Source organism: Micromonospora humi (assembly GCF_900090105.1).
Classification (GTDB): domain Bacteria; phylum Actinomycetota; class Actinomycetes; order Mycobacteriales; family Micromonosporaceae; genus Micromonospora; species Micromonospora humi.
This window is the reverse complement of the sequence record NZ_FMDM01000003.1, coordinates 109,237-132,496: the sequence shown is the minus strand read 5'-3', so window position 1 is coordinate 132,496 and position 23,260 is coordinate 109,237. Positions and strand designations below refer to the sequence as shown.

Sequence of the window (23,260 nt, the reverse complement as noted above, 5' to 3'; positions counted from 1 at the left end):
ATCCGCTGCGCGCGCCGGCCGGCCGGTGCAGGATGGGCGCATGGCTTCCACGGTGCAGATCCCCCTGGTCGGGGGCGCGGCCGACGGTGACAGCGTCACGGTCGAGCTGGACAGCAACGGCCGCCCGCCGCTGACCCACCACCACCTCGGGCCGGGCGGTCTGGCGGAGGCGGAGATCTACGAGCTGGAGTCGGGTGACCGGCCGGACCACGAGTGGGTCTACACCTGGCGCGGGCCGGCGGTCTGACCGCGCCGGCTCACGCCGCCGGGGTCAACGCCCGGGCCCGGATGCTGTCCAACACGCTGCGGGTCACCTGCGAGGTGCCGCGCGCCTGGTCGCAGACCTCGGCCACCCGGCGGGCGGTCTCGTCGGCCCGGGCCGCCCGTTCGTCCCACAGCCGGTCCACCTCGGCCAGCAGCGGGCCCTCCACCTCCCGCTCCATGCCGCGCAGCGCCGGCACGCCGAGCCGCTGGGCCAGGTCGAAGACCTTGCCGGCGTACGGCAGCGGCAGGAACGGCGTGTTCATCATGGCGGCGAAGATCAGGAAGTGCAGTCGCATGCCGACCGCGAGGTCGAAGTGGCGCATCAGGCCGAGGATCTGCGCCGGGCGGTAGTCGCCGTGCAGGATCCGGCCCCGGTCGGCGGCGATCATGTGGGACAGCACGCCGTGCGAGTGCCGGATGTCGTCGCGCTCCATCGGCACGAAGAGCACGTGCGCGTCGATGCGGTGCACCAGGAAGTCACCGATCTGGGCGAGCAGCCGGTGGTAGCCGTCGACGTCGAGGCGTTCCGCGGCCCGGCCCGGCTCGCGCACGCTCAGCCCGACCAGCCGGGAGCCGGCCGGTACGCCCTCCTCGCGCAGCCACTGCGCGGGGAACTCCTCCGGCTCCAGCAGGAACGCCGGATCTCCGGTGACGGTGATCGGGTTGACCAGGCCGGCCTCCTCCAGCACCATCCGGGACTCCTGGTCGCGGACGGTCACCTCGACGGCCTGCGCGAGCGTCTCGCGGACCATGCCGGTGTCCACCCCGTCGGTGAGCGGGCCCACCCCGACCGCGTAGGTCAGCAGCGGCAGGCCCCGCTCCTGGGCGACCCGGACCACCCGGAGGTAGCGCCGGGCCTCCTTGTCGTAGAGGATCCCGCCGCCGCCGAGGACGAGCAGGTCGAGCTGGTTGAGCACCTGGGACGAGTCGACCCGGCTGACGCCCTCCCACGGCACCGCCTCGACGTCGGGGTGGGCCAGCGCGGTGTGTGCCGGGTTGCGGGAGAACACGATGATCCGGGCGTTCGGCTCGTGCTGGCGCAGGTCGGCCAGGAGACCCGTGAGGATCGCCTCGTCGCCGAGGTTGCGACCGCCGTACGACCCGAGCACGCCGATGGTCAGTCCGGTGCCTTCGGTCATCCGATGCTCCTTCCCAGGGGCGTCCGGGCCAGCGTTCCCGCAGTTGGCGGTCGGGTAACCCGGGCGGAGAACCGCTCAGGGGGCGAGGTCCGCGCCACCGACCAGGCGGGAGACCAGGGTGGAGACCACCCGATCGGGGTCGAACCCGGCGTCGATCGAGGTGGTCAGCAGGTCGAGCAGGAACCCGTCGACGGCGTAGTGCAGCAGCGCCACCTCGTACGCGCCGCCGGGCAGGCCGGCGGCGACGTGGAAGGCGACGTCGTCGGCGTACCCCCGGCGCAGCACGTCGCCGAGCGCGGCGCGCAGCTCGGGCCGGCGGGCGGCCTCCAGCCGCAGCTCCAGCAGCGCCCGGGTGAGGTCGGGCTCGCGGGTGGTGCGGGTGACGATGTCGCGCAGGTAGTCGGTGACCAGGGCGATCGACGGTTCCCGGCGGCCGAGGTCGGCCAGCACCGTCGGGTCGGGGGCCATCCGGTCGAAGATCCGCTCGGCCAGGCCGGCGAGCAGCGCGGCCCGGGACGGGAAGTAGTTGGAGGCGGTGCCGGTGGGCACGCCCGCCTCGGCGTCGACGGCCCGGTGGGTCAGCCCGCGCGCGCCGCCGACGGCGAGGACCCGCAGGCCGGCGTCGGCGAGCAGGGTACGGCGTTCGGTGTTGCGGGCCACGCGGCACAGCCTAGCAACAACCACGACAGGTGTTGTACATTCGGCACCGAACCACGACAGCCGTCGTGGTTGCCCTCGGACATCGGAGTCGGTTTGCGCACGCTCGTGTACGTCGTCGCCAGCACCCTCGACGGCTTCATCGCCGCCCCCGACGGGTCCTTCGACTTCCTCCCGCCGGAGCCGGACGTGGCGTCCTACCTGGTCGCCGAGTGGCCGCAGACGCTGCCCACGTTCGCCCACGCCCAGCTCGGCGTGCCGGCTGAGCCCGCCGGCCGCTTCGACACCGTGCTGATGGGTCGCGGCGCCTACGAGCCGGGCCTGAAGATCGGCGTCACCAGCCCGTACGCCCACCTGAAGCAGTACGTCTTCAGCCGCTCCCTCGCCCCGGCCGACCACCCGGACGTGGAGGTGGTGGCCGGCGACCCGGTGGCGTTCGTCCGCGACCTGAAGGCCCAGCCCGGCGGCGACATCTGGCTCTGCGGTGGCGGCCAGCTCGCCGGCCAACTCCTCGACGAGGTCGACGAGCTGGTGGTCAAGCTCAACCCGGTCGTCGTCGGCAGCGGCATCCCGCTGGTCGAGCGCGGGTTCGCGCCCAGCCGATTCACGCTCACCGCCGCGCGTCCCCTCGACAGCGGCGTGGTGGTGCTGCGCTACGCGCGGTAAGGCGGGGCCCCTTGTTAACGCATTCGGTAGAGGAGGGGCCCCCTCTTGACAGCTCGCCTTCCTAACTCGGTTGCCACCGAGGGCGGGCGCACGCACGGTGGGACGGTGAGCAGCCCGACGAAGACCCGCATCACATGGCGCGACCTGCCCGCCCACGTCCGTACCGCGGTGGAGGCCATCCTCGACGACCGGGTGGTGGCGGCCGAGTCGCAGCCGGGCGGCTTCTCCCCCGGCACCGCCGACCGGGTCCGCACCGCCCGGGGCGGGCGGGCGTTCGTCAAGGCGGTCAGCCCGGCGCAGAACGACCGCAGCCCCGCCATGCACCGGGCCGAGGCCCGGATCGCCGCCGCCCTACCGGCGACCACCCCGGCCCCCCGGCTGCTCGGCAGCCACGACGACGGCGAGTGGATCACCCTGGTCTACGCCGACGTCGAGGGTCGGCACCCGGCCACCCCGTGGCAGGCGACCGAGCTGACCGCCGTGCTGTCCACGCTGGAGACGATGGCCGCGGCGCTCACCCCGGCCCCCGCCGTCGCGACCACCGCCGCGGCCGAGGCGCTCGCGCACGACTTCGGCGGCTGGCGGCGGATCGCCGAGGAGCCGCCGGCCGACCTCGGCCCGTGGGCCCGGGCCCACCTGGACGACCTGTGCGCCGCCGCCGACCGGGGCCTCGCCGCCCTGGCCGGCGACACGCTCTGCCACCTCGACGTCCGCGCCGACAACCTGCTGCTCGGCCCGGACGGTACGGTCACCGTGGTCGACTGGCCCTGGGCCTGCCGCGGGCCGGCCTGGCTGGACACCCTGCTCACCGTCGTCAACGTGCAGGTGTACGGCGGCCACGACCCGGACGCGCTGCTCGCCACCGGTCCGCTCACCGCGCACGTCGACCCGGCCGACCTGACCGGGGCACTGGCCGGCTTCACCGGCTTCTTCCTCGACGGCGCCCGGCAGCCGCCGCCGCCCGGCATCCCCACCGTGCGGGCGTTCCAGCGGTTGCAGGGCGACGCGCTGCTGCCCTGGCTGGCCCGCCGGCTGGGCGAATAAGGTCAAACCCGCTTCGGGTACGTGACGAAGGCGCGCCAGGAGGCGGACGCGAAGGCCAGGGTGGGGCCCGACAGGTCCTTGCTGTCGCGCACGCCGACGACCCCGGCAGATCGTCCGCCACCTCGACGCAGGCGCCACCGTTGGAGCCCGAACGGGTCGACCGCCGCCAGGGCAGCGAACGCCCTGGCCGGCCGGCGTCGTCGATCATGGAGTTGTGGCGCCAGGAATGCCGGGTTCAACCGTTCGGTCCACAACCACCACTCCATGATCGACGAGGGGGCGGGAGGGAGGGAGGGAGGGAGGGGGCGGCAGGGCTAGCGGGGGGTTGGGGTTCGGGTGGGCGCGCGCAGGGGGTCGGCGAGGAGTGGGGAGAAGGCCAGGTCGGCGGCGCCGATCAGGGTGGCGTCGTAGCCCAGGGCGGAGACGGTCAAGCGGGCCTCGTCCCGGGAGACGGGCAGCACGTTGGCGGTGATCCGGCGGCGGACCTGGGGCGCCGCCGCCGGGAACACCTCGCGGAGCGTCCCGCCGAAGATCACCACGCCGGGGTTGAACAGGTTGACCAGGTTCGCCACCCCGATGCCCAGCCAGTCGCCGATGCGCCCGAGCGCCTCGCGGGCGGCCGCGTCGCCCCGGCCGGCGGCGGTGACCACGGCCCGCACTGCGTCACGTCCCCGGTGGTCGGCCGGGCGGCCGGCCTCGTCGAGCAGCGCCCGCTCACCCACCTCGGCCTCCAGGCAGCCACGGGAGCCACAGCCGCAGGGCCGCCCCCGGTCGGGGTTGACCACCATGTGACCGACCTCGGAGCCGTACCCGCCGTCGCCGTCGAGCAGGTCCCCACCGACGATGATCCCGCCGCCGACGCCGACGTCGCCGTGCAGGTAGATCAGGTTCTGCGCGCCGACGCCGGCGCCGCGCTGGTGTTCCGCCATCGCGCCCAGGTGCGCCTCGTTGCCGACCAGGACCGGGAGGCCAAGGTCCAACCGGCGGGCCAGCTCGGCGCCGAACGCCTGGTCGACCCAGCCCATGTCGGGTCCGAACCGCACCATCCCGTCCCCGGGCCGGATCATCCCGCAGTAGGACGCCCCGACGCCCACGCACACCGACCCCGGTGGCGCGTCGCGGTGCAGCTCCCGCCCGAAGCCGGCCAGCACGGACACCACCGAGTCCAGGTCGGCCCCGGCCCGGGGCCGCTCCGCCTCCAGCCGGGCCGACACCGCCCCGCCCAGCCCGACGCGGGCGGCCACGAGCCGGTCCACCGCGATGTCGAAGGCGAGGACGTGGACGGCCTCGGATTCCGGCCGGACCACGAAGGACGGTCGCCCGGCGCGTCCGCTCGCCGAGGCGGGCATCTCGCGGACCAGGCCGGCCGCCGCCAGCTCCGCGGTGAGCGCCATGACCGTGCTGCGGTTGACGCCCAGCCAATCGGCGAGCCCGACACGCGAGACCGGGCCGCCCAGGTGGACCCGCCGGAGCAGCGCACCGAGGTTGCGCCGCCGGCTGTCGCCCGGCACGTGCCGGTCCGCGGCCGGATCCCTCAGCATCGACCACCCCGTCAGCTGACCCATGGCTTGTCATCCGAGGATAGGTGGCTCACATCGACGGCAGCCACCAGCCGGGACGCCTCAACCTTCCGGCGGCCGACAGGCGTTCATTGCAGCGAGGGGGTGGGCATGTCGGAGACGTTCCACGAGTTCGTGGTGCAGCGGTCGCCCGCGTTGTCGCGGACCGCGTACCTGCTGACCGGGGACCACCACCTCGCCGAGGACCTGTTGCAGAGCGCGCTGGCCCGGACCTACCGGCACTGGCGGCGGATCCGCGACGGCGACCCCGAGGCGTACGTGCGCCGGGTGATGTACCACCAGCAGGTGTCGTGGTGGCGCCGACGGCGGGTGGCGGAACGGCTGGACGCGTCGCCGGCCGAGCGGGGCGGCGGCGACCACACCGAGGACACCGCGCTGCGGTTGAGCGTGGTGGCGGCGCTGCGGCTGCTCACCGCGCGGCAGCGGGCCGTGGTGGTGCTGCGCTACTACGAGGACCTGACCGAGGCGCAGGTCGCCGACGTGCTCGGCTGCTCGGTGGGCACGGTGAAACGGCACGGACACGACGCCGTACGCCGGCTCCGGGACCTCGTCCCCGGCCTGTGGGAGCGGACACCGGAGAGGAGCGGGCGGTGAGCGTACGGCTGCGGGAGGCGTTGCGGGAGGCGGCGGCCGAGGTGCCCGCGTACCCGGTGCACGACCGGGCGGTGCGAACCGCGCGGCGCACGCGGTTGCGGACCGTCGCGGTGGTCGCGGTGGTGCTGGCGCTGGCGGCGGCCGTGCCGCCGGCGGTACGCGGCGGCGGGCGGGCCGCGCCCGCGCCGGCCGACCCGGGTGCGGCGGCGCTGCCGGACCGGCTCGGGTTGCCGCCGCTCGGCGCGTTGCGGGCCACCGACCGGCCGCGCCTCGGCCCGGCGTCGGTGGCGTTCAGCGGCCAGGCGCGCGGGCTGACCGGGCTGACCGACGAGGACGGCACGGTCGGCATCGTCGCCGCCGACGCGGACCGCTACCGCACCTGGACGGTGGGGGCCGAGGTGCCGGCCGGCGAGGGGGTGCTGCTCTCCCCCGACGGGCGCCGGCTGGCCGTGCCGGACCGGTCCGGCTTCCGGCCCGGGATCAACCTGGTCGACCTGGTCACCGGCGTGACCCGGCACCTGCCCAGCCCACGCGCGGGCAGCTCGATGACCGATCCGGCCGGCTGGGCGCCGGACGGGTCGGCGCTGGTGGTCCGCGACACCACGCCGGCGAACCCGGAGGTCAGCGCCCACCTCAACACGCTCAGCCTGCTGCGGATCGACACCGGCCGGGCGGTCCGCCTGCTGGAGACCACGCAGGTGCCGGTCTTCGGCACCCCGGTGGCGTTCACCGCCGACGGGTCCCGGCTGGCCTACCAGGTCGGCGACAAGGTGCTGGTGTCGAGCGCGGACGGACGGCAACTGACCTCGTTCGCGCTGCCGGCGGAGAGCGCCCTGGCCGGCAAGGGCGCCTGGCTGCCGGACGGCTCGCTGGCCCTGGTCGAACGCGAGCCGGCGACCGACCGGTGGCGGCTGGGCCGGGTGGACGTCGAGGGGCGGGCGCTGCCCGCGCCGGCGTTGCCGACCGTCTCGGGGGTGCGGGCGATCCGGCTGCTCGGCTGGCAGGCGGACGGGGGCGCGTGGGTGGTCGCGTACCGGCCGGAGCCGAACGCGCCGGCCCCGCCCACCGGCAGGCCGTTGGACATGGGCGAGCGGACCTGGTACCAGGCCGTGCGGTCGATCCGGGTGCTGGGGCTGACGCCGGGCGCCGCCGCGCCGACCACGCTGCTCACCGCGCCGGACCAGGTGCTCGCCATCGACGTGGCGGACGCGGTGGTGCACGCCGGCCGGGTCCGCGAGGCGCACCCGCCGTCCGGGTTGGGCGGCCGGGTGTGGTGGGGCCTGGGCGTCGCGGTGCTGGCGTTGGGTGGGCTGGCCGTCTACCGGATCCTGCGTCGTCGCCGGACCCGACCGTGGCGGTTCCGTGCCGGATGATCCGGCACGGAACCGTGGGTACGCTGGCGACATGACCGCCCTGGGCCCGTCGCGCGCCACCCCGGACCTGTCGTTCCTGCTCGACCACACCAGTCACGTGCTTCGCACCCGGATGGCCGCGGCCCTGGCGGAGATCGGGCTGACCGCGCGGATGCACTGCGTGCTGGTGCACGCGCTGCCGGAGGAGCGGACCCAGATCCAGTTGGCCGAGATCGGCGACATGGACAAGACCACCATGGTCGTCACGGTGGACGCGCTGGAGCGGGCCGGGCTGGCCGAGCGCCGCCCGTCGAGCACCGACCGGCGGGCGCGGATCGTCGCGGTGACCGAGGAAGGGGCGCGGGTGGCCGCGCGGAGTCAGGAGATTGTCGACCGGGTGCACGCGGAGGCGCTGGCCAGCCTGCCCGACGACGAGCGGGACGCCCTCCTGCGCGCGTTGGCGCACCTGACCGCCGGCCACCTGGCCGATCCGGTGCCGAGCCCGCGTCCGGCCCGCCGGGCCCGCCAGTAGGACTCAAAGAGATTGTCTGTAACGGAACTATCCGTTACGGTCCTCCTGTCGTACCTCTCGACAGGAGGACTCCATGTCCGCTCCGCGCTCCCGTCCGCTCGCGCTGCTCGTGCTCGCCACCGGCGCCCTGATGACCATCCTCGACGGCAGCATCGTCACCGTGGCGATGCCCGCCATCCAGCGCGACCTGCGCTTCAGCCCGACCGGGCTGAGCTGGGTGGTGAACGCCTACCTGATCGCCTTCGGCAGTCTGCTGCTGCTCGCCGGCCGGCTCGGCGACCTCGTCGGCCGCCGCGCCCTGTTCCTCGCCGGCACCGGGCTGTTCACCGCCGCCTCGGTGCTCGCCGGCGTGGCCGGCTCCCCCGCCGTCCTGGTCGCCGCCCGTTTCCTCCAGGGGGTCGGCAGCGCGGCGGCGACCGCGGTCAGCCTCGGCATCCTGGTCACCCTCTTCCCCGACGCCGGCGCACGGGGACGCGCGATCGCGGTGTTCAGCTTCACCGGAGCCGCCGGCGCGGCCATCGGCCAGGTGGCCGGCGGCCTGCTCACCGACGCGTTCGGCTGGCACTGGATCTTCCTGATCAACCTGCCGATCGGCGTGGCCACTGTCGCCCTCGGGGTCCGGGCACTGCCGACCGACCGGGGTCTCGGCCTCGCGGCCGGCGCCGACGTGCTCGGCGCGCTGCTGGTCACCGCCGGCCTGGTGCTCGGCATCTACGCCGTGGTCACCGTCGAACGGTACGGCGCGACGTCCGCGCACACGCTCGGCCTCGGTGGCCTGGCCGTCGCCCTGCTCGCCGGCTTCGTGCTGCGGCAGGCCACCGCACGACGCCCGCTCATGCCGTTGCGGATCCTGCGCTCGCGCGGCGTCGCCGTGGCGAACCTCGTCCAGGTGCTCACCGTCGCCGCGACGTTCGCGTTCCAGGTGCTGGTCACCCTCTACCTCCAGCAGGTGCTCGGCTACGACGCCACCCGCACCGGGCTGGCCCTGCTGCCGGCGGCCGTGACCATCGGCGCGGTGTCACTCGGGGCCTCCGCCCGGCTCAACGCCCGGTTCGGCGAGCGGGCCGTGCTGCTGGCCGGGCTCGTCCTGCTCGTCGCGCTCTTCGCGCTGCTGGTCCGCGTCCCGGTCGACGGCGACTACCGCACCGACGTGCTGCCGGTGATGCTGCTCGCCGCCGGGTTCGGTCTGGTGCTGCCGGCGTTGACCACGCTGGGCATGTCCGCCGCCCGCGCCGAGGACGCCGGCCTCGCCTCCGGGCTGTTCAACACCACCCAGCAGATCGGCATGGCGCTCGGCGTCGCGGTGCTGTCCACCCTGGCCGCCGCCCGCACGGCCGACCGGATCGCGGCCGGCGACGCAGCGGCCCCGGCGCTGACCAGCGGCTTCCACCTCGCGTTCGCGGTCGGCGCCGGGCTCGTCGCGGTCGCCGCCGTCATCGCGTACGCGATGCTGCGCCCGCGCCCGACGGCGGACCCGGCACGACCGGAGAACACCGAGGTCCTGGCCGCCTGACGGAAGCTCCCGGGTCAGCCGGGGGCGCGTGCGGTGTGGGTGAGGAACGGCAGCACCGCCGCCGGCAGGGCGGGTGACGCGACCACGTCGTCGTGGGTCAGCCCGGGCAGCACCGCGAGCCGGGACGCGGGCCGATCCGCGCCCGCGTCCCGGCGCGCGCCGCCGAGCAGGTCGAAGAAGTCGGCCATGTGACGCACCGGGATCGCGTCGGCGTCGGCGAAGACCAGCAGCACCGGCATCGGCAGCGCGGCCACCCCCGCCGACCAGTCGTAGTCACGGCGCAGCAGCTCACCGCTCCGGGCCCAGAGCGCCGGCCAGTCCTGCGGCCGGGACGCCACCCGCGCGTACCGCTCGTGGGCCGGGGTGCCGCGCATCCGCTCGCCGGCGCGCTCGTCGTGGGCGGACATCGCGGCCAGCACGTCGGGGTGCCAGCCCCGCCGCCGGAACGGGGTGGAGACCAGGACCAGGCGGCGGACCAGCGCCGGATGCTGGATCGCGGTACGCAGCGCCACCCCGCCGCCGAGCGAGTAGCCGAGCAGGTCGACCTGGGGCAGGTCGAGGTGGCGCAGCAGCGCGGCCACGTCGTCGGCCATCGACTCGTAGCGCAGCGGCCGGTCCAGCCCGGCGGTGCGACCGTGCCCCCGCAGGTCGACCGCGATCAGCCGGCGGCGGGCGGCCAACGCGGGCCGGACCGCGGCGAACGTCTCCGTCGAGCCGTAGGAGCCGTGCAGCAGCACCAGCGGCTTACCGGTGCCGTGCTCCTCGTACCAGACCCGCAGGCCTCGGACGTCCGCGTAGCTCACCCGCCGATCATCGCGGGCTCAGCTGACGCCGGTGATCGCCTTGACCAGGTTGATGCCGAAGTAGACCACGAAGGCCACCGCGACCGCCCAGAGCAGCGGGTGGATCTGACGGGCCTTGCCCTGCGCCACCCGGATCGCCACCCAGCTCACGAAGCCGGCGCCGATGCCGTTGGTGATCGAGTAGGTGAACGGCATCAGCGTCATGGTCAGGAACGCCGGCACGGCCACCCCGAGGTCGGTGAAGTCGATGTCCTTCACCTGGCGGATCATCAGCGCGCCGACCACCACCAGCGCCGGGCCGGCGGCCTCGCTGGGCACCAGCGACACCAGCGGGGTGAGCAGCAGCGCGCCGAGGAAGAGCACGCCGGTGACCACGCTGGTCAGGCCGGTCCGCCCGCCGTCCGCGATGCCCGAGGAGGACTCCACGTACGTGGTGGCGGACGAGGCGCTGCCCGCGCCGCCGGCGACCGCGGCGACGCCGTCGACGAAGAGCACCTTGCCGAGGCGGGGCATGTCGGTGCCGTCCTCGGTCGCCAGGTTCGCCTGCTTGGCCAGGCCGACCGTGGTGCCCATGACGTCGAAGAAGTCCGCCAGCACCAGCGTGAAGACCAGCAGCAGGGCGGTCATCAGGCCGACGTGGGCGAACGCGCCGAACGACACGTTGCCGACCAGGTGCAGGTCGGGCTTCTGGATCAGCGGGTCGGGCAGCGTCGGCACGTTGAGCCGCCATCCCTGCGGGTTGGGCTTGCCGTCGACGAACGCCGGGCCCGGCTTGGCGAGCGCGTTCACGATCACCGCGACCACGGTGGTGAGCACGATGCCGATCAGCACGCCGGCCTTGACCTTGCGGGCCACCAGGATGCCGGTGACCAGCAGGCCGACCAGGAACACGACGGTGGTCCAGCCGCGCAGCGTGCCGTCGCCGCCGAGCTGCACCGGGACCGTGGTGCCGGCCGCGTCCGGCACCCGCCGGACCAGGCCGCCGTCGACGAACCCGATCATGGCGATGAACAGGCCGATGCCGGCCGCGATGGCGGCCTTCAGCTCGGCCGGGATGGCCCGGAAGACGGCCCTGCGGAAGCCGGTCAGCACCAGCACGGTGATGATCAGCCCCTCGACGACCACCAGGCCCATGGCCTCGGCCCAGGTCATCTGCGAGGCCACCGCGTACGCGACGAACGCGTTCAGCCCGAGGCCGGTGGCGACGGCGAACGGCACCCGGCCGACGACGCCCATCATGATCGTCATGACGGCCGCGACCAGGGCGGTGACGCCGGCGACCGGCGCGATGCCGAGCAGGTTGCCGTCGACGTCCGGCGCGGTGCCGATGATCAGGGGGTTCAGTACCACGATGTAGGCCATCGTGGCGAACGTGGCGAGCCCGGCGAGCACCTCGCGCCGCACGGTCGAGCCGCGTCGGGTGATCTCGAAGTACCTGTCGAGGCGGCCGCGCGGGGCGGGTTCCGTCGGCTCGACCGGGGCAGCGGGGTCCTGCGTGGACACGCTCATGGCGTGGGCGTACTCCGTTCCGGGTTGGCCCGCCGGTCGTCGCCGGACGGGCGGTGGGGGTGCAGCCGTCCCGGTGCGGTTGGCCCGGAGAACGTCGGGACGGCTGGGCTCCACGGACACCGTGAAGCACTACGAAGCCGCATCCCGGTGGCCGGGAGACGACTTCGCGAGGCCCACCCTAACCAGCCGGTAACCCGAGCTGAGCAGGCGCTGTGTGCCAGGCGTGTGCAGGATCACTCCCGGTCGCGGGGCCGGGCCCGCAGGTGCGCCCGCTCGCCCTGGCTGCCGAACAGGCTGAGGAACTCCACCCCCTGGTCGTCGGCGCGCCCGAACCAGTGCGGCACCCGGGTGTCGAACTCGGCCGCCTCGCCGGGGGCGAGCACCAGGTCGTGCTCGCCGAGCACCAGGCGCAGCCGGCCGTTGAGCACGTAGACCCATTCGTACCCCTCGTGGGTCTTCGGTTCGGGCTCGGCCCGACCGCCGGCCGGGATGATCAGCTTGTAGGCCTGGATGCCGCCGGGGCGGCGGGTGAGCGGCAGCATGGTCATCCCGAACGCGGCGACCGGCCGCAGGTGGATGCGGGGGTCGCCGGTGGGCGGCGCCCCGACCAGCTCGTCCAGCGTGACGCCGTGCGCCTTGGCCAGCGGGAGCAGCAGTTCCAGGGTGGGCCGCCGGCCGCCCGACTCCAGCCGGGACAGTGTGCTCACCGAGATGCCGGTGGCGGCGGAGAGGTCGGCGAGCGTGGTCTCCCGCTCTCGGCGCAGCGCGCGCAGGCGGGGGCCGACCGCGTCGAGGGCCTGGTCGAGGTCGTCGTCCATCGCACCAGTTTGCCACAACGGCAAGAAGGTTTGCGGTTTCACCACTGACTGTCGGAGGCTGGTCGCGGAGGTGGTCACGATGACCGAGCTACGGACGGACGGCTACGAGGTGGTGGTGATCGGCGGCGGCGCGGCCGGCCTGAGCGGGGCGCTCATGCTGGCCCGGTCGCGCCGGTCGGTGCTGGTGATCGACGGAGGCAGCCCGCGCAACGCGCCGGCCGAGGGGGTGCACGCGCTGCTCGCCCTCGACGGTGTGCCGCCGGCCGAGGTGCTGGCACGCGGGCGCGACGAGGTCCGCCGGTACGGCGGTCAACTGCTCGCCGGCGAGGTCGAGGCCGTCACCCGCGACGGCGCGAGCTTCGACCTGGCACTGGCCGGGGGTCGCCGGGTGCGGGCCGGCCAGGTGCTGGTGGCCACCGGCCTGGTGGACGAGTTGCCGGACGTGCCGGGGCTGCGGGAGCGCTGGGGTCGGGACGTGGTGCACTGCCCGTACTGCCACGGCTGGGAGGTGCGCGACCGGCCGATCGGGGTCGTCGGCAGCGGACCGCTGTCGGTGCACCAGACGCTGCTGTTCCGGCAGTGGAGCGACGACGTGGTCTATCTCCGCCACACCGCCCCGCCGCTCACCGACGAGCAGGCGGAGCAGCTCGCCGCGCGTGGCGTGCCGGTGGTCGAGGGCGAGGTCGCGGCCGTCGAGGTCGCCGGGGACCGGCTGACCGGGGTACGCCTGCGCGACGGCCGCACGGTCGCCCGCGAGGTGCTGACCGTCGCGCCCCGGATGGTGGCGCGGACCGGTTTCCTGGCGGCACTGGGCCTGCGCGCGACGCCGCACGAGAGCGGGTCGGGTGAGTACGTGCCGGCCGACCCGGCGGGGCGTACCGATGTTCCCGGGGTGTGGGTGGCGGGCAACGTGACCGACCTGTCCGCCCAGGTCGGTGCCGCGGCGGCGGCCGGCGCCCGGACGGCGGCGATGATCAACGCGGACCTGGTGGCCGAGGAGACCCGCCGGGCGGTCGAGGCGCGCCGCGAGACGGCCGACTACACGAAACGGCCCTAACCTGACAATTCTTCCCCTAGGTTGGAATGCGCAGGAGCAGCCGAGCGCGGGGGGCGACGTGGACAGCTATCCGGCGATCGAGGACCACGGGCTCATCGGCGATCTCCAGACCGCCGCGCTGGTGACCTGCGACGGGACGATCGACTGGTTCTGCGCGCCCCGCTTCGACTCGCCGAGCGTCTTCGCCGCGCTGCTGGACAAGGACAAGGGCGGCTACTTCCGCATCGCCCCGGACGACGTCCGGTACGTCACCAAGCAGCTCTACCTGCCCGGCACGCCGATCCTGATCACCCGCTTCATCAGCGCCGACGGCGTCGCCGAGGTGATGGACTTCATGCCGGTCACCGGCGAACGGGCCACCGACGCGCACCGCCTGGTCCGCATGGTCAACATGGTCCGGGGCAGCATGCGCTTCCGGGTCGAGTGCCGGCCCCGCTTCGACTACGCCCGACAGAAGCACCAGCTCGAACGCCACCAGAACGGGTACGTCTTCCGCAGCCCGTCGGCGTCGCTCACGTTCAACCCGGTCGACCCGGTGCGGCAGCTCATCGCCCAGGGCGGCGACGTCCGCCTCGACGACGGCGACCTCGTCGCGTACGGCACGTTGCACGAGGGCGACACCGGCGGGGTGGTGCTGGAGACGGCCGGCACCGAACCGCGGATCATCTCCCCGGAAGAGGTCCAGGGGATGTTCGAGTGGACCCGGGACTACTGGCGGCGCTGGGTCGAACGCTCCCGCTACACCGGCCGCTGGCGCGAGATGGTGGAACGCTCGGCGATCACGTTGAAGCTCATGACGTACGCGCCGACCGGCGCGATGATCGCCGCGCCCACCGCCGCGCTGCCCGAACTGGTCGGCGGCACCCGCAACTGGGACTACCGCTACACCTGGGTCCGCGACACCTCGTTCTCCGTGCACGCGCTGCTCGGCCTCGGCTTCACCGAGGAGGTCAGCAGCTACATGGACTGGCTGGACGAGCGGATCCGCGAGGCCGGCGACCACCAGGACCCGCTGAAGATCATGTACCGCGTGGACGGCTCCTCGGACCTGCACGAGGAGGTGCTGGAACACCTGGAGGGCTACCGCGGCTCCCGCCCGGTGCGGATCGGCAACGGCGCCGCCGACCAGCTCCAGCTCGACATCCACGGCGAGGCGCTCTACGCCATGCACCTCGCCGACGAGCAGGGCATCCGGGTGTCGCACCAGGTGTGGAAGAGCACCGTCCGGCTGGTCGACTGGCTCTGCCACAACTGGGACCAACGCGACGCCGGCATCTGGGAGAGCCGCCACCACCCCCGCAACTACACGTTCGGCCGGGTGATGTCCTGGGTCGCGCTGGACCGGGCCATCCGCCTGGCCACCCGCACCGGCCGCCCCGGCGACATGTCCTGCTGGATGGAGCAGCGCAACCGGATCTACAACCAGGTCATGGCCCGCGGCTACCACCGGGAACGCGGCAGCTTCGTGCAGGCGTACGACGAGAACGTGCTGGACGCCGCGTTGCTGGCGATGCCGGCGGTGGGCTTCGTGACGCCCAGCGACCCGCTGTGGAAGTCCACGCTGGCCGCGATCGAGCGGGACCTGGTCTCCGACAGCCTGGTCCACCGCTACGACCCGGTGCACTCCCCCGACGGCCTGCCCGGCCACGAGGGCACGTTCAACATGTGCACGTTCTGGTACGTCGAGGCACTGGCCCGCACCGGTCGACTCGACGACGCCCGGCTCACCTTCGAGAAGATGTTCACCTTCAGCAACCACCTCGGCCTGTACGCCGAGGAGATCGCCGCGACCGGCGAGCAGATCGGCAACTACCCGCAGGCGTTCAGCCACCTCTCGCTGATCAACTCGGCGTTGGCGCTGAACGACCTGCTCGACGCCGAGGCCGACGCCCGCCGCCGCCAGTAGGGGTTCAGCCCGGCACCGTGCCGACCCGGATCCGGTTGCCGTCCGGGTCGGTCACCTCGAAGTCCCGCCCCCACTCCTGGCTGCGCACCTCGACCCCGCCACACGCCGCCGCCAGCGCGTCGACGTCGTCCACGTAGAGATAGAGCAACGTGCCGGGGGTGGCGTCGCCGGCGTGCTCGGACAGGTGGATCTCCATACCCGGCCGGCCGATGCCGGTGTAGCGCGGCAGGTCGGGTGCGAATCGGTGCTCCCACAGCCGGGCGAAGCCCAGCCGGGCGTACCAGGTGACGGCGGCGTCCGCGTCGCGGACCCGCAGGATCGGCGCCAGTCGTTCGGCCATCCGAGCATTGTGCGCGCCGGGTGTGTCGATCGACGCCGATCCGGGCACCAACGCTCACGTGGCGGAGGAACGGGGGCCCGGCGCGGAGCCGGTGGTGTTGTTCGCATCCCGGTGGTGGCCGGCGGTGCTCGTGCCGCTCGGGTTGCTCACCCTAATCGTCGTTCTCTCCCTCCGGGGCGGCTTCGCCTCGCTCATCGCGCCCCTCGGGATGACCGCCGCCACAGTCGTCTCGGCCTGGCGGCACCGCGACGGCGCGCTGCTCGCCGACGACATCGGGCTGCTGGTCCGGCACCGGGGCACGGTCACCCGCAGCTACCGGTGGTCCGAGATCCACCAGGCCGGGATCGCCCGCCCCGGCTTCGGCCGGCTCGCGCTCGCCGTGTACCCGAACGGCGGCCGGTGGGACGTGCCCGGGCCGAACAACGCGGTCCTGGTCGGGCAGGTCTGGCTCTGGCGGCAACCGGAGTCGGCCGGCCGGAAGCGGGTCGAGGCGGTGCTGCGCGCCCATGGCGTCCAGATCGTCGAGCCGCTCCCCTGACGGCCGGGCAATTCGCTTGTCCGGCGCGTCACGACCTGCGACGCTCCGGCGGTGATCGACAAGCCGGGCGTGGACGAGCGGCTCCTGGCGGCCGAGGTGGCCGCCGCCTGGGCCCTGGACATCGCCGACCTCGTGTTCCTGCCGGTCGGTCTGGACGGGCAGGCGTGGGCCTACCGGGTGGACACGTCCGACGGCGGGCGCTGGTTCCTCAAGCTGCGCCGCGGCGAGTTCACCCCGGCGGCCGTCGCGCTGCCCGGATTCCTCCGCGCGCACGGCGTCCGGCAGGTCGTCGCGCCGGTGGACCTGGCCGGCGGCGGGGCCGCGCACCGGTTCGGCGACGACGAACTGCTGCTCTACCCGTACCGCGACGGCGGCAGCCTCTGGGGTCGGGGACTGACCGACCGCCAGTGGATCGAGTACGGCGAGTTCCTCGCCCACCTGCACGCGGTCCGGCCGAGCCCGGAGATCGCCGCCGTGCTGCCGGTCGAGACCTACCGGTCGGAGGCCGGGCAGCGGCTGTGCACCCTGGGCGAGCAGGCCGCCACGAGCGAGTCCCTCGGGGCGTTCTGGCACCGGTACGGCGACGCGCTGCTCCGGCTGGCGGAGACGGTCGACGAGTTGGCCGCCCGCGTCCCACAAGCCCCGCACGTCATCTGCCACGCCGACATCCACCCCGGCAACCTGATCGCCGACGGCGACGGCCCGCTGCACGTGGTGGACTGGGACGCGCCGATCCTCGCGCCGCGCGAGCGGGACCTGATGTTCGTGCACAGCAAGGACTTCGGCGACCACCCGATCGACGCGCGCCGCGCCGCGCTGTTCCGCGAGGGGTACGGGCCGGTGGAGCCGGAGCCGACGTTGCTGAGCTGGTACCGCGAAGAGCGGCGCCTCGACGACGTCGCCGCGTTCCTCGCCGGCGTCCTCGACCCGCAGGCGAGTGCCGAGTCCCGGGCCAACGACCTGTACTGGCTCACCCGCATCGCGGAGACCGTCGCCGACCCCGGCTACGCGCCCTGAACTGCGGTGGTGGGTGGTGGGCGCCCGGGAAGGTGGAACGGTTCCACCAGAGCCTGCGGGACGAATGTGGCCGGCGGGGTGAACGATCGATTCACTGGCGCACCGGCGAGCCGGGTCGGCTCGCCGGTGCGTTCCACTACCGCAGCGGACCGGCTGGCAAGACGGTGACGATCCCGGTCCGCGTCGCGCTGTCGGCGATGAACCGGCCGTTGAACGGATCGTTCGGCGAGAACACGACGTGGAAGTACCCGGTCTGGGAGGGCACGATGTCTACCACGAACCGCCCCTTGGCGTCGGTGTCCGTAGGCCCGTAGGTGGCGTAGCAGCCGTTGTCGTCGCAGAGGTTGAAGTAGATGACGCTGGCCTGGTTGGCGTACGGGGCCCAGCCGGCCGAGGTCAGCCACGACAACTGGCCCCTGACCTGCACGCTGCGGCCGGCGACAACTCTGGTGCGGTCGACCTTCGCGGTGACTCGTGTCTGCCGGGGATCGATCGTGATCGGGAAGCGGACCGGCTCGGATTGCTCGAAGTAAGGTCGGTCGAGCGAGGCGTAGTACGTTGCCGTCACTTCCGGAGCGGGGCCGAATATGGTGACAGTGCTGCTGAAGGACCCGTCGGGTGCGGTGCTGACCGGGGGCGAGCCGTCCGATCCGTTGACGTCGATGGGGAATTCGGCAAGCGGGCGGACTTCGCCGGTGCCGGGCCAGCGGCCCTTGAGCGTTCCGCGAACGGTCACTTGGCGGCGGTCGTAGTCGACCGTGCTGGGGGCGGCGGTGACTCCGTCCAGGAAGGTGACGACCCGGTAGAGAAGCGAACCGGCCCGTTCCTGTCGGACGTGGTTGCCCGCCACATCGGTCACCTCGACGTGCACGACATAGTCGCCGAGCGCGTCGAGGATCAGAGGCGCTGATGTGGCCCACAAGGCGGCATCCGACGTCTGTGACTGGAGCGCGAAGCTCGAGGTCTGGGCGACCGGGGCACCGGTGTCCTCGGTGACGACCTCCGCCAGGATGTTGGCGATCGGCTGCGTAGAGGTGACCGAGACAACCAGGGTGCCCGGATTTGGCGAGTCGCTGTAGGCGCCGTTGACCTGCAGGACGTCAGCGGCCTGGGCCGGGCCTGGCGAACTGACGATGACCAGGACTGCGGCCAGAACGCCGGCAGCGAAAACCGATCTTCTCCTCATGATCTCCCCCGTCAGACCCCCCGGAGGTCGGTGGGGCCGACAGTAGTTATAGAGACACCGGTCGTTGTCGCGCAACCGGCTGGACGGCCGCACCGGAGACCGCGGTCAGTCAGCCCGCTCGGACGGGAAGTCCTCGGCGAAGGCGGCGTGGCGGTTTTCGCTGCTGGTGTGTGGTGGGCGCGGCAGGTTTCGAACCTGCGACCCCTCGCTTGTAAGGCGAGTGCTCTCCCACTGAGCTACGCGCCCGGAACGCCCGTACGGCCGGCCGGAGCGGCAAGCTTACCTGCCGGCCTCCGGCCCGGTCGACCGACGTGTCAGGGGTGGGATCAGCCGGTGACCGCCTCGGCCAGCGCCTTGCGCCAGCCCTGCTGGTCGCGCGCCTCGCCGGGCATGTTCATCTCCGCGAAGCGGACCACGCCGGCCCGGTCGATGACGAAGGTGCCCCGGTTGGCGATGCCGGCGACCTCGTTGAAGACGCCGTATGCCTGGGCCACCGCGCCGTGCGGCCAGAAGTCGGCCAGCAGCGGGAACTGGTAGCCCTCCCGGTCGGCCCAGATCTTGTGGGCGTAGACCGAGTCGACGCTGACGGTCAGCACCTGGACGTCGTCGTTGACGTACTCGTTGAGGTTGTCCCGCACCTCGCACAGCTCACCCTGGCAGATGCCGGTGAAGGCGAGCGGGTAGAAGACCAGCAGCACGGTCTTGCGACCGCGGAGGTCGGAGAGCCGGACCTCCTGGTTGTTCTGGTCCTTGAGCAGGAAGTCGGGCGCCTCGGCGCCCACCTCGATCGGCATGCGCGCTCCTACTTCTTGCTCTTGGAACCGCGCCGCAGCACCAGGCGGGCGCCGCTCCAGTCGCGGCCGGCGTTGATGGTGGAGGTCTGCTGGAGCCCGGCGGTCTGCGCGCTCTCGGCGACCTCGCTCGGCTCGACGTGGCCGTCCCGGCCGGCCTTCGGCGTCAGGAGCCAGACCACGCCGTTGTCCGCCAGCGGCCCGAGGGCGTCGACGAGGAGCTCGAAGAGGTCACCGTCGCCGTCGCGGTGCCAGACCAGGACCGCGTCGACCACCTCGTCGGTGTCCTCGTCGACAAGTTCTCCACAGCGGTCGGTCAGGGCGTCTCGAAGATCGGTGTCGACGTCCTCGTCGTAGCCCATCTCCATGACGACCATGCCCGGTTCGATCCCGAACCGGTCCGCCAGGCTGCGTACCCCGTCGGCGGCCTGACCAGCGGTCGCGCTCACTGTCGCGTGCCTCCTCATCTCATGCCTGCTCCGGCGTCGTGCGACGCCGTGGTGCCCAGTCCACACAGTTGCGGCTCGCTGCGCAAGTGGCGCACCGGGTGGAACGGAATTTACCGTGCCAGCAGCGTACGGGCACCCTGGGTAATGGCTTCCTCGGACACCAGAACATGATGGGCAGCCGGACCCAATGGTACAAAAGTGTCGAGAGCGGCCACCCGGCGCGCCGCTCCGACGTAGCCGGTGTCGACGAGCGCGGCGAGCACCCCCTCGCCCACCCCGCCGGAGCGGCGCGTCTCGTCCACCACCAGCACCCGACCGGTCGCCGAGGCCTCCCGGATGAGGTCCGCCACCGGCAGCGGGGCGAGCCAGCGCAGGTCCACCACGCGGCTGCCGACGCCCTCCTCGGCCAGCGTGGCGGCCGCCCGCAGCGACATCCGCACCCCGTTACCGAAGGTGATGATGGTGAGGTCCTCGGCGGAACCGATCCCGTACACCCGGGCCCGGCCGATCGGCACGTGCCGGTCCGCCCACGCGCCCGGCTCGGCGTACTCGGCGAGCCACTCGCCGTCGCCCTCGGCGTAGAGGTCACGCGAGTGGTAGAGCGCGATCGGCTCCAGGAAGACCGACACCGTGCCGTCGACCCGGGCCGCCGCCAGGCAGGTACGCAGCATCGGCGCGGCGTCGTCCGGCCGGGCCGGCACCGCGATCACCAGCCCCGGCACGTCGCGCAGCACCGCCACCGAGTTGTCGTTGTGGAAGTGCCCACCGAAGCCCTCCTGGTAGGCCAGACCGGCCACCCGCACCACCATCGGGTTGCGGAACGCGCCCCGGGAGAAGAACCGCATGGTGGCCGCCTCGCCCCGGAGCTGGTCCTCGGCGTTGTGCAGGTAGGCCAGGTACTGGATCTCCGGCACCGGCAGCATGCCGGCCAACCCGGCGCCGAGCCCGAGACCGAGGATCGACGTCTCGTCGAGCAGCGTGTCGAACACCCGGGCCGCCCCGAACCGGTCCCGCAGGCCCTTCGTGACCCCGTACACGCCGCCCTTCGCGGCCACGTCCTCGCCGAACACGGCCATCCGCGGGTGGTCGAGCATGCCGTCGGCGAGCGCCGCGTTGATGCTCTGCGCCAGCGTCAACGGCCCGGTCAGCTCCGGCGGCTTGCCGCCGAACGCCTCCGCCCGGGCACCGGCGCCCGGCCCGGCCGCGTGCGCCGCCGACTCGGCGACCGCCCGGGACACCCGCACCGGCCGGCGCGGCGCCAGCTCCGCCACCACCTCGACCGGGGACGCCAGCTTCGGCTCGTCCAGCACCTCCTCGGCGATCCGGCGCAGCTGCCAGCCCCGCTCGTCGTACCGGGCGAGCAGGTCCTCCCCGGCGGCGTAGCCGGCCTCGACCAGCCGGCGGGCGGTGACCAGCAGCGGGTCCCGCGCCACGTCCGCGGCGATCTCCGCCGGGCTCCGGTACGCGGTCTCCGCGTCCGCCCCGGCGTGCCCCATCAGCCGGACCGTGCTCAGGTGCAGCACGGCGGGCCGGCGGTGCCGGCGCACCCAGGCCGCCGCCTCCGCCGCCACCCGGTGGGTCTCCACCACATCCGTGCCGTCGGCGGCGAAGTAGCGGATGCCGGGTCGGGACCGCAGCGCGGTGGCCACCCACCCCTCCGGTGAGCGCACGCTGATGCCGAACCCGTTGTCCTCGCAGACGAACAGGACCGGGATCCGCAGGCCGGTGTGGTCGTACCAGCCGGCGGTGTTGAGCGCGGCGGCGGCCGTGGCGTGGTTGACCGAGGCGTCGCCGAACGAGCAGACCACCACGGCGTCCGGCGGCCAGGCCGCCACCTCCGGGTCGGCGTCGGCGCGCGGGCCGCCCCGGCGCAGCCGCTCCAGGGCCAGCCCCAGCCCGACCGCCCGCGGCAGGTGCGAGGCGATGGTGGAGGTGGTCGGCACGACCGCGAGGTCGGCCCGGCCGAAGACCTTGTGCCGGCCGCCGGCGATCGGTTCCGCGGCGGAGGCGACCATGCCCCGCAGCACGTCGCGCGCCGCCGCCGCGTAGGCGTCGTCGAGCGACGGCGACGGCAGATCGGGTACGCCGACGGTCGCGTCGCCGTCCGCGTCCACGGTCACGAGCGCCCCCGCCGGCAGCCGCTCCGCCCCGCTGGGCACCTCGCCCAACGGCCCACCCCCGTCGACGCCCCCGCGCCCACCGTCACCCGACAGCCCACCGTCACCCGACAGCTCGCCGTCACCCGACAGGTCCGCGCCGCCGCGCCGGTCCGCGCCGCCCGGAACGAGCGACTCCCCGTCGACGAGCGCAAGATCGGTCGCCGGATCGAGATCTTGGTACGGAACGGCCCCCATGGGGGCACTTTCGTACCAAGATCTTGACGCGTCCCGGCCTTCGGAACGCTCATCCCGAGAAGCGGAAGAGACGGCGTCGTCCGGGCCGGCGGGTCCGTTGTCAGCGGCGTCCGGCGGGCCCGGCGCCTCGGACCGGGGCGGGGCCGGTGAGTCGACCGGTGGGGCGGCGGAGGTCGGAGCCGGTGGGGCGGCGGAGGTCGGAGCCGGTGGGGCGGCGGAGGTCGGAGCCGGCGGGGCGGACGGGAAGGCGCCGGCAGCCTGGGCGGCGCGCAGGCAGTAGAACGCCCCGGACCGGTAGTGCAGCAGCGCCGGGTCGGTCGGGCGCAGCGCGGCGGCAACCGCCGCGTTGCCCTCGTGGCCGGCCGAACCGATCGTGTAGTACCCCTCGCCGAAGCCGCGCAGCCAGCGCCCGGCCAGGTCGAGCAGCCGGCTGGTGAGCTGCGCGTCGAACAGGGCCAGCGCCTGCGCCCCGGTCAACGACCCGCCGTCGGGCAGCGGTTCGCCGAGGTCGCGCCGCCGCTCCGGCGCGCCGAGCGCGGCCAGGTCGGCGCGGAGCCGGTCGTCGAGATCGTGCGGGGTGGTCACGTCGGACAGCATTACCGACTCGGGCCCGCCTCGCCCAGTCGGACACGTTCCGCCCGGCGTGGCTCAGATCTCCCCGCACGCCTCGGGGCACCCGCCGTCGGACACCTTCCAGACCAGCTCGTGCAGCGTGGTCAGCTCGGTGGCGCCCAGGCCGGCGAGCAGTCGGGAGTCCGACATCACCTCCCGCACCCGCTCGCGCACCTGCCGGCCGCGCGCGGTGACCACCAGCGTCTTCTGCCGCCGGTCGGTCGGGTCGGTCCGCCGTTCCACCAGGCCGGCCTGCTCCAGCTTGTCGGCCAGGCCGGTCACGTTGGACCGGTCACAGCCGAGCTGCTCGGCCAGGTCGCGGGCGGGAAGCGGGTGGTCCGGGTCCAGCTCGTGCAGCGCCCGGGCGGCGGCCGGGGTGAGCCCCAGCTCGGCGATCGCCTCGTCCTGGTGGTGGCGCAGCGCGGCGGCGACGTGCAGGAGCCGGCGCACGGTGTCCCCGGCCAGCGCGGCCCGGTCGTCCGTCCCATCGGTGGATGACGCCATGCCCACGATCATACGTGACACAGCAACAATTGATG

At 73.7% G+C, this 23,260-nt stretch carries 23 protein-coding genes, 1 tRNA gene and 1 pseudogene; 11 read left to right on the top strand and 14 right to left on the bottom strand.

Annotation, left to right across the window (positions count from 1 at the left end):
* Positions 1 to 40: 40 nt before the first annotated feature.
* A complete protein-coding gene (locus GA0070213_RS06580; RefSeq protein ID WP_091059014.1) occupies positions 41 to 247 on the top strand; it encodes a hypothetical protein in 207 nt (68 codons plus the stop codon).
* A 10-nt stretch (positions 248 to 257) separates the two neighbouring features.
* Here the strand turns inward: GA0070213_RS06580 and GA0070213_RS06575 are convergent, their stop codons facing one another.
* A complete protein-coding gene (locus tag GA0070213_RS06575) occupies positions 258 to 1,403 on the bottom strand; it encodes a polysaccharide pyruvyl transferase family protein (RefSeq protein ID WP_091059010.1) in 1,146 nt (381 codons plus the stop codon).
* Between the two features lie 75 nt (positions 1,404 to 1,478).
* Positions 1,479 to 2,063, bottom strand: a complete 585-nt coding sequence (locus tag GA0070213_RS06570) for a TetR/AcrR family transcriptional regulator (protein WP_091059006.1) — start codon at positions 2,061 to 2,063, stop codon at positions 1,479 to 1,481.
* Positions 2,064 to 2,156: 93 nt separating this feature from the next.
* Here GA0070213_RS06570 and GA0070213_RS06565 point away from each other — a divergent pair, with 93 nt between their 5' ends.
* Positions 2,157 to 2,726 (top strand): dihydrofolate reductase family protein, encoded by a 570-nt coding sequence (locus tag GA0070213_RS06565; protein ID WP_091059003.1) that lies wholly within the window; start codon positions 2,157 to 2,159, stop codon positions 2,724 to 2,726.
* A gap of 105 nt (positions 2,727 to 2,831) precedes the next feature.
* Positions 2,832 to 3,770 (top strand): phosphotransferase, encoded by a 939-nt coding sequence (locus GA0070213_RS06560; RefSeq protein ID WP_091059000.1) that lies wholly within the window; start codon positions 2,832 to 2,834, stop codon positions 3,768 to 3,770.
* A 2-nt stretch (positions 3,771 to 3,772) separates the two neighbouring features.
* Here the strand turns inward: GA0070213_RS06560 and GA0070213_RS06555 are convergent.
* Together GA0070213_RS06555 and GA0070213_RS06550 are read right to left on the bottom strand one after the other, a co-directional pair.
* A pseudogene (locus GA0070213_RS06555) lies at positions 3,773 to 3,978 on the bottom strand (DUF397 domain-containing protein).
* A 106-nt stretch (positions 3,979 to 4,084) separates the two neighbouring features.
* The gene (locus GA0070213_RS06550) at positions 4,085 to 5,311 is read right to left on the bottom strand and encodes an ROK family protein (protein ID WP_091060079.1); all 1,227 of its coding nucleotides are present in this window, start codon (positions 5,309 to 5,311) and stop codon (positions 4,085 to 4,087) included.
* 129 nt (positions 5,312 to 5,440) lie between these two features.
* On the opposite strand from GA0070213_RS06550, the gene GA0070213_RS06545 reads away from it, so the two are divergent.
* The 4 genes from GA0070213_RS06545 (at position 5,441) to GA0070213_RS06530 (ending at position 9,341) form a co-directional block, all read left to right on the top strand.
* Positions 5,441 to 5,944 (top strand): SigE family RNA polymerase sigma factor, encoded by a 504-nt coding sequence (locus tag GA0070213_RS06545; protein ID WP_091058996.1) that lies wholly within the window; start codon positions 5,441 to 5,443, stop codon positions 5,942 to 5,944.
* Positions 5,941 to 7,317 carry a hypothetical protein gene (locus GA0070213_RS06540; RefSeq protein WP_139128633.1) on the top strand — a complete coding sequence of 459 codons (1,377 nt, stop codon included), beginning with the start codon at positions 5,941 to 5,943 and terminating at the stop codon, positions 7,315 to 7,317. The genes GA0070213_RS06545 and GA0070213_RS06540 overlap by 4 nt, the downstream gene beginning before the upstream one ends.
* Positions 7,318 to 7,348: 31 nt before the next feature.
* The gene (locus GA0070213_RS06535; protein WP_091058989.1) at positions 7,349 to 7,828 is read left to right on the top strand and encodes a MarR family winged helix-turn-helix transcriptional regulator; all 480 of its coding nucleotides are present in this window, start codon (positions 7,349 to 7,351) and stop codon (positions 7,826 to 7,828) included.
* Positions 7,829 to 7,901: 73 nt separating this feature from the next.
* Complete coding sequence (locus tag GA0070213_RS06530) at positions 7,902 to 9,341, top strand: MFS transporter (RefSeq protein ID WP_091058987.1); 1,440 nt, start codon at positions 7,902 to 7,904, stop codon at positions 9,339 to 9,341.
* Between the two features lie 14 nt (positions 9,342 to 9,355).
* Here GA0070213_RS06530 and GA0070213_RS06525 read toward each other — a convergent pair whose 3' ends face one another.
* From GA0070213_RS06525 to GA0070213_RS06515, 3 genes are all read right to left on the bottom strand, one after another.
* Positions 9,356 to 10,144, bottom strand: a complete 789-nt coding sequence (locus tag GA0070213_RS06525) for an alpha/beta fold hydrolase (RefSeq protein ID WP_091058984.1) — start codon at positions 10,142 to 10,144, stop codon at positions 9,356 to 9,358.
* An 18-nt stretch (positions 10,145 to 10,162) separates the two neighbouring features.
* A complete protein-coding gene (locus GA0070213_RS06520; RefSeq protein WP_091058980.1) occupies positions 10,163 to 11,653 on the bottom strand; it encodes an NCS2 family permease in 1,491 nt (496 codons plus the stop codon).
* Between the two features lie 233 nt (positions 11,654 to 11,886).
* Entirely contained in the window at positions 11,887 to 12,471 is a 585-nt protein-coding gene (locus GA0070213_RS06515) for a helix-turn-helix domain-containing protein (protein WP_091058976.1), read from the bottom strand.
* A gap of 79 nt (positions 12,472 to 12,550) precedes the next feature.
* On the opposite strand from GA0070213_RS06515, the gene GA0070213_RS06510 reads away from it, so the two are divergent.
* Together GA0070213_RS06510 and GA0070213_RS06505 are read left to right on the top strand one after the other, a co-directional pair.
* Positions 12,551 to 13,528: an NAD(P)/FAD-dependent oxidoreductase gene (locus GA0070213_RS06510; RefSeq protein ID WP_091060076.1), complete on the top strand. Its 978-nt coding sequence runs from the start codon at positions 12,551 to 12,553 to the stop codon at positions 13,526 to 13,528.
* A 58-nt stretch (positions 13,529 to 13,586) separates the two neighbouring features.
* Positions 13,587 to 15,434 carry a glycoside hydrolase family 15 protein gene (locus GA0070213_RS06505; protein ID WP_091058973.1) on the top strand — a complete coding sequence of 616 codons (1,848 nt, stop codon included), beginning with the start codon at positions 13,587 to 13,589 and terminating at the stop codon, positions 15,432 to 15,434.
* 4 nt (positions 15,435 to 15,438) lie between these two features.
* Here the strand turns inward: GA0070213_RS06505 and GA0070213_RS06500 are convergent, their stop codons facing one another.
* On the bottom strand, positions 15,439 to 15,774 hold the full coding sequence (locus GA0070213_RS06500) for a glyoxalase superfamily protein (RefSeq protein ID WP_091058970.1): 336 nt from the start codon (positions 15,772 to 15,774) through the stop codon (positions 15,439 to 15,441).
* A gap of 58 nt (positions 15,775 to 15,832) precedes the next feature.
* Between GA0070213_RS06500 and GA0070213_RS06495 the strand changes: the two genes are divergently transcribed.
* Together GA0070213_RS06495 and GA0070213_RS06490 are read left to right on the top strand one after the other, a co-directional pair.
* A complete protein-coding gene (locus GA0070213_RS06495) occupies positions 15,833 to 16,312 on the top strand; it encodes a hypothetical protein (RefSeq protein ID WP_139128632.1) in 480 nt (159 codons plus the stop codon).
* A gap of 51 nt (positions 16,313 to 16,363) precedes the next feature.
* Positions 16,364 to 17,329, top strand: a complete 966-nt coding sequence (locus tag GA0070213_RS06490) for a phosphotransferase enzyme family protein (protein WP_091058963.1) — start codon at positions 16,364 to 16,366, stop codon at positions 17,327 to 17,329.
* Between the two features lie 136 nt (positions 17,330 to 17,465).
* Here GA0070213_RS06490 and GA0070213_RS06485 read toward each other — a convergent pair whose 3' ends face one another.
* From GA0070213_RS06485 to GA0070213_RS06460, 6 genes are all read right to left on the bottom strand, one after another.
* Positions 17,466 to 18,515 (bottom strand): hypothetical protein, encoded by a 1,050-nt coding sequence (locus tag GA0070213_RS06485; RefSeq protein WP_091058960.1) that lies wholly within the window; start codon positions 18,513 to 18,515, stop codon positions 17,466 to 17,468.
* A gap of 171 nt (positions 18,516 to 18,686) precedes the next feature.
* Positions 18,687 to 18,761: transfer RNA gene (locus tag GA0070213_RS06480), tRNA-Val, on the bottom strand.
* A gap of 80 nt (positions 18,762 to 18,841) precedes the next feature.
* Positions 18,842 to 19,309: a peroxiredoxin gene (locus tag GA0070213_RS06475; protein WP_091058957.1), complete on the bottom strand. Its 468-nt coding sequence runs from the start codon at positions 19,307 to 19,309 to the stop codon at positions 18,842 to 18,844.
* A gap of 8 nt (positions 19,310 to 19,317) precedes the next feature.
* Complete coding sequence (locus GA0070213_RS06470) at positions 19,318 to 19,755, bottom strand: DUF3052 domain-containing protein (protein WP_091058954.1); 438 nt, start codon at positions 19,753 to 19,755, stop codon at positions 19,318 to 19,320.
* 110 nt (positions 19,756 to 19,865) lie between these two features.
* Positions 19,866 to 22,706, bottom strand: a complete 2,841-nt coding sequence (locus GA0070213_RS06465) for a thiamine pyrophosphate-dependent enzyme (RefSeq protein ID WP_091058950.1) — start codon at positions 22,704 to 22,706, stop codon at positions 19,866 to 19,868.
* A 51-nt stretch (positions 22,707 to 22,757) separates the two neighbouring features.
* Positions 22,758 to 23,225 (bottom strand): MarR family winged helix-turn-helix transcriptional regulator, encoded by a 468-nt coding sequence (locus GA0070213_RS06460; protein ID WP_091060073.1) that lies wholly within the window; start codon positions 23,223 to 23,225, stop codon positions 22,758 to 22,760.
* Positions 23,226 to 23,260 lie beyond the last annotated feature (35 nt).

Excerpts from the sequence above, each read along its gene's own strand:
- GA0070213_RS06485 (WP_091058960.1), bottom strand. The coding sequence starts at position 18,515 with ATGAGGAGAAGATCGGTTTTCGCTGCCGGCGTTCTGGCCGCAGTCCTG.
- GA0070213_RS06535 (WP_091058989.1), top strand. The coding sequence starts at position 7,349 with ATGACCGCCCTGGGCCCGTCGCGCGCCACCCCGGACCTGTCGTTCCTG.
- GA0070213_RS06465 (WP_091058950.1), bottom strand. The coding sequence starts at position 22,706 with ATGCTGTCCGACGTGACCACCCCGCACGATCTCGACGACCGGCTCCGC.
- GA0070213_RS06550 (WP_091060079.1), bottom strand. The coding sequence starts at position 5,311 with ATGCTGAGGGATCCGGCCGCGGACCGGCACGTGCCGGGCGACAGCCGG.
- GA0070213_RS06580 (WP_091059014.1), top strand. The coding sequence starts at position 41 with ATGGCTTCCACGGTGCAGATCCCCCTGGTCGGGGGCGCGGCCGACGGT.
- GA0070213_RS06520 (WP_091058980.1), bottom strand. The coding sequence starts at position 11,653 with ATGAGCGTGTCCACGCAGGACCCCGCTGCCCCGGTCGAGCCGACGGAA.
- GA0070213_RS06460 (WP_091060073.1), bottom strand. The coding sequence starts at position 23,225 with ATGGCGTCATCCACCGATGGGACGGACGACCGGGCCGCGCTGGCCGGG.
- GA0070213_RS06575 (WP_091059010.1), bottom strand. The coding sequence starts at position 1,403 with ATGACCGAAGGCACCGGACTGACCATCGGCGTGCTCGGGTCGTACGGC.
- GA0070213_RS06500 (WP_091058970.1), bottom strand. The coding sequence starts at position 15,774 with ATGGCCGAACGACTGGCGCCGATCCTGCGGGTCCGCGACGCGGACGCC.
- GA0070213_RS06515 (WP_091058976.1), bottom strand. The coding sequence starts at position 12,471 with ATGGACGACGACCTCGACCAGGCCCTCGACGCGGTCGGCCCCCGCCTG.
- GA0070213_RS06475 (WP_091058957.1), bottom strand. The coding sequence starts at position 19,309 with ATGCCGATCGAGGTGGGCGCCGAGGCGCCCGACTTCCTGCTCAAGGAC.
- GA0070213_RS06530 (WP_091058987.1), top strand. The coding sequence starts at position 7,902 with ATGTCCGCTCCGCGCTCCCGTCCGCTCGCGCTGCTCGTGCTCGCCACC.
- GA0070213_RS06510 (WP_091060076.1), top strand. The coding sequence starts at position 12,551 with ATGACCGAGCTACGGACGGACGGCTACGAGGTGGTGGTGATCGGCGGC.
- GA0070213_RS06545 (WP_091058996.1), top strand. The coding sequence starts at position 5,441 with ATGTCGGAGACGTTCCACGAGTTCGTGGTGCAGCGGTCGCCCGCGTTG.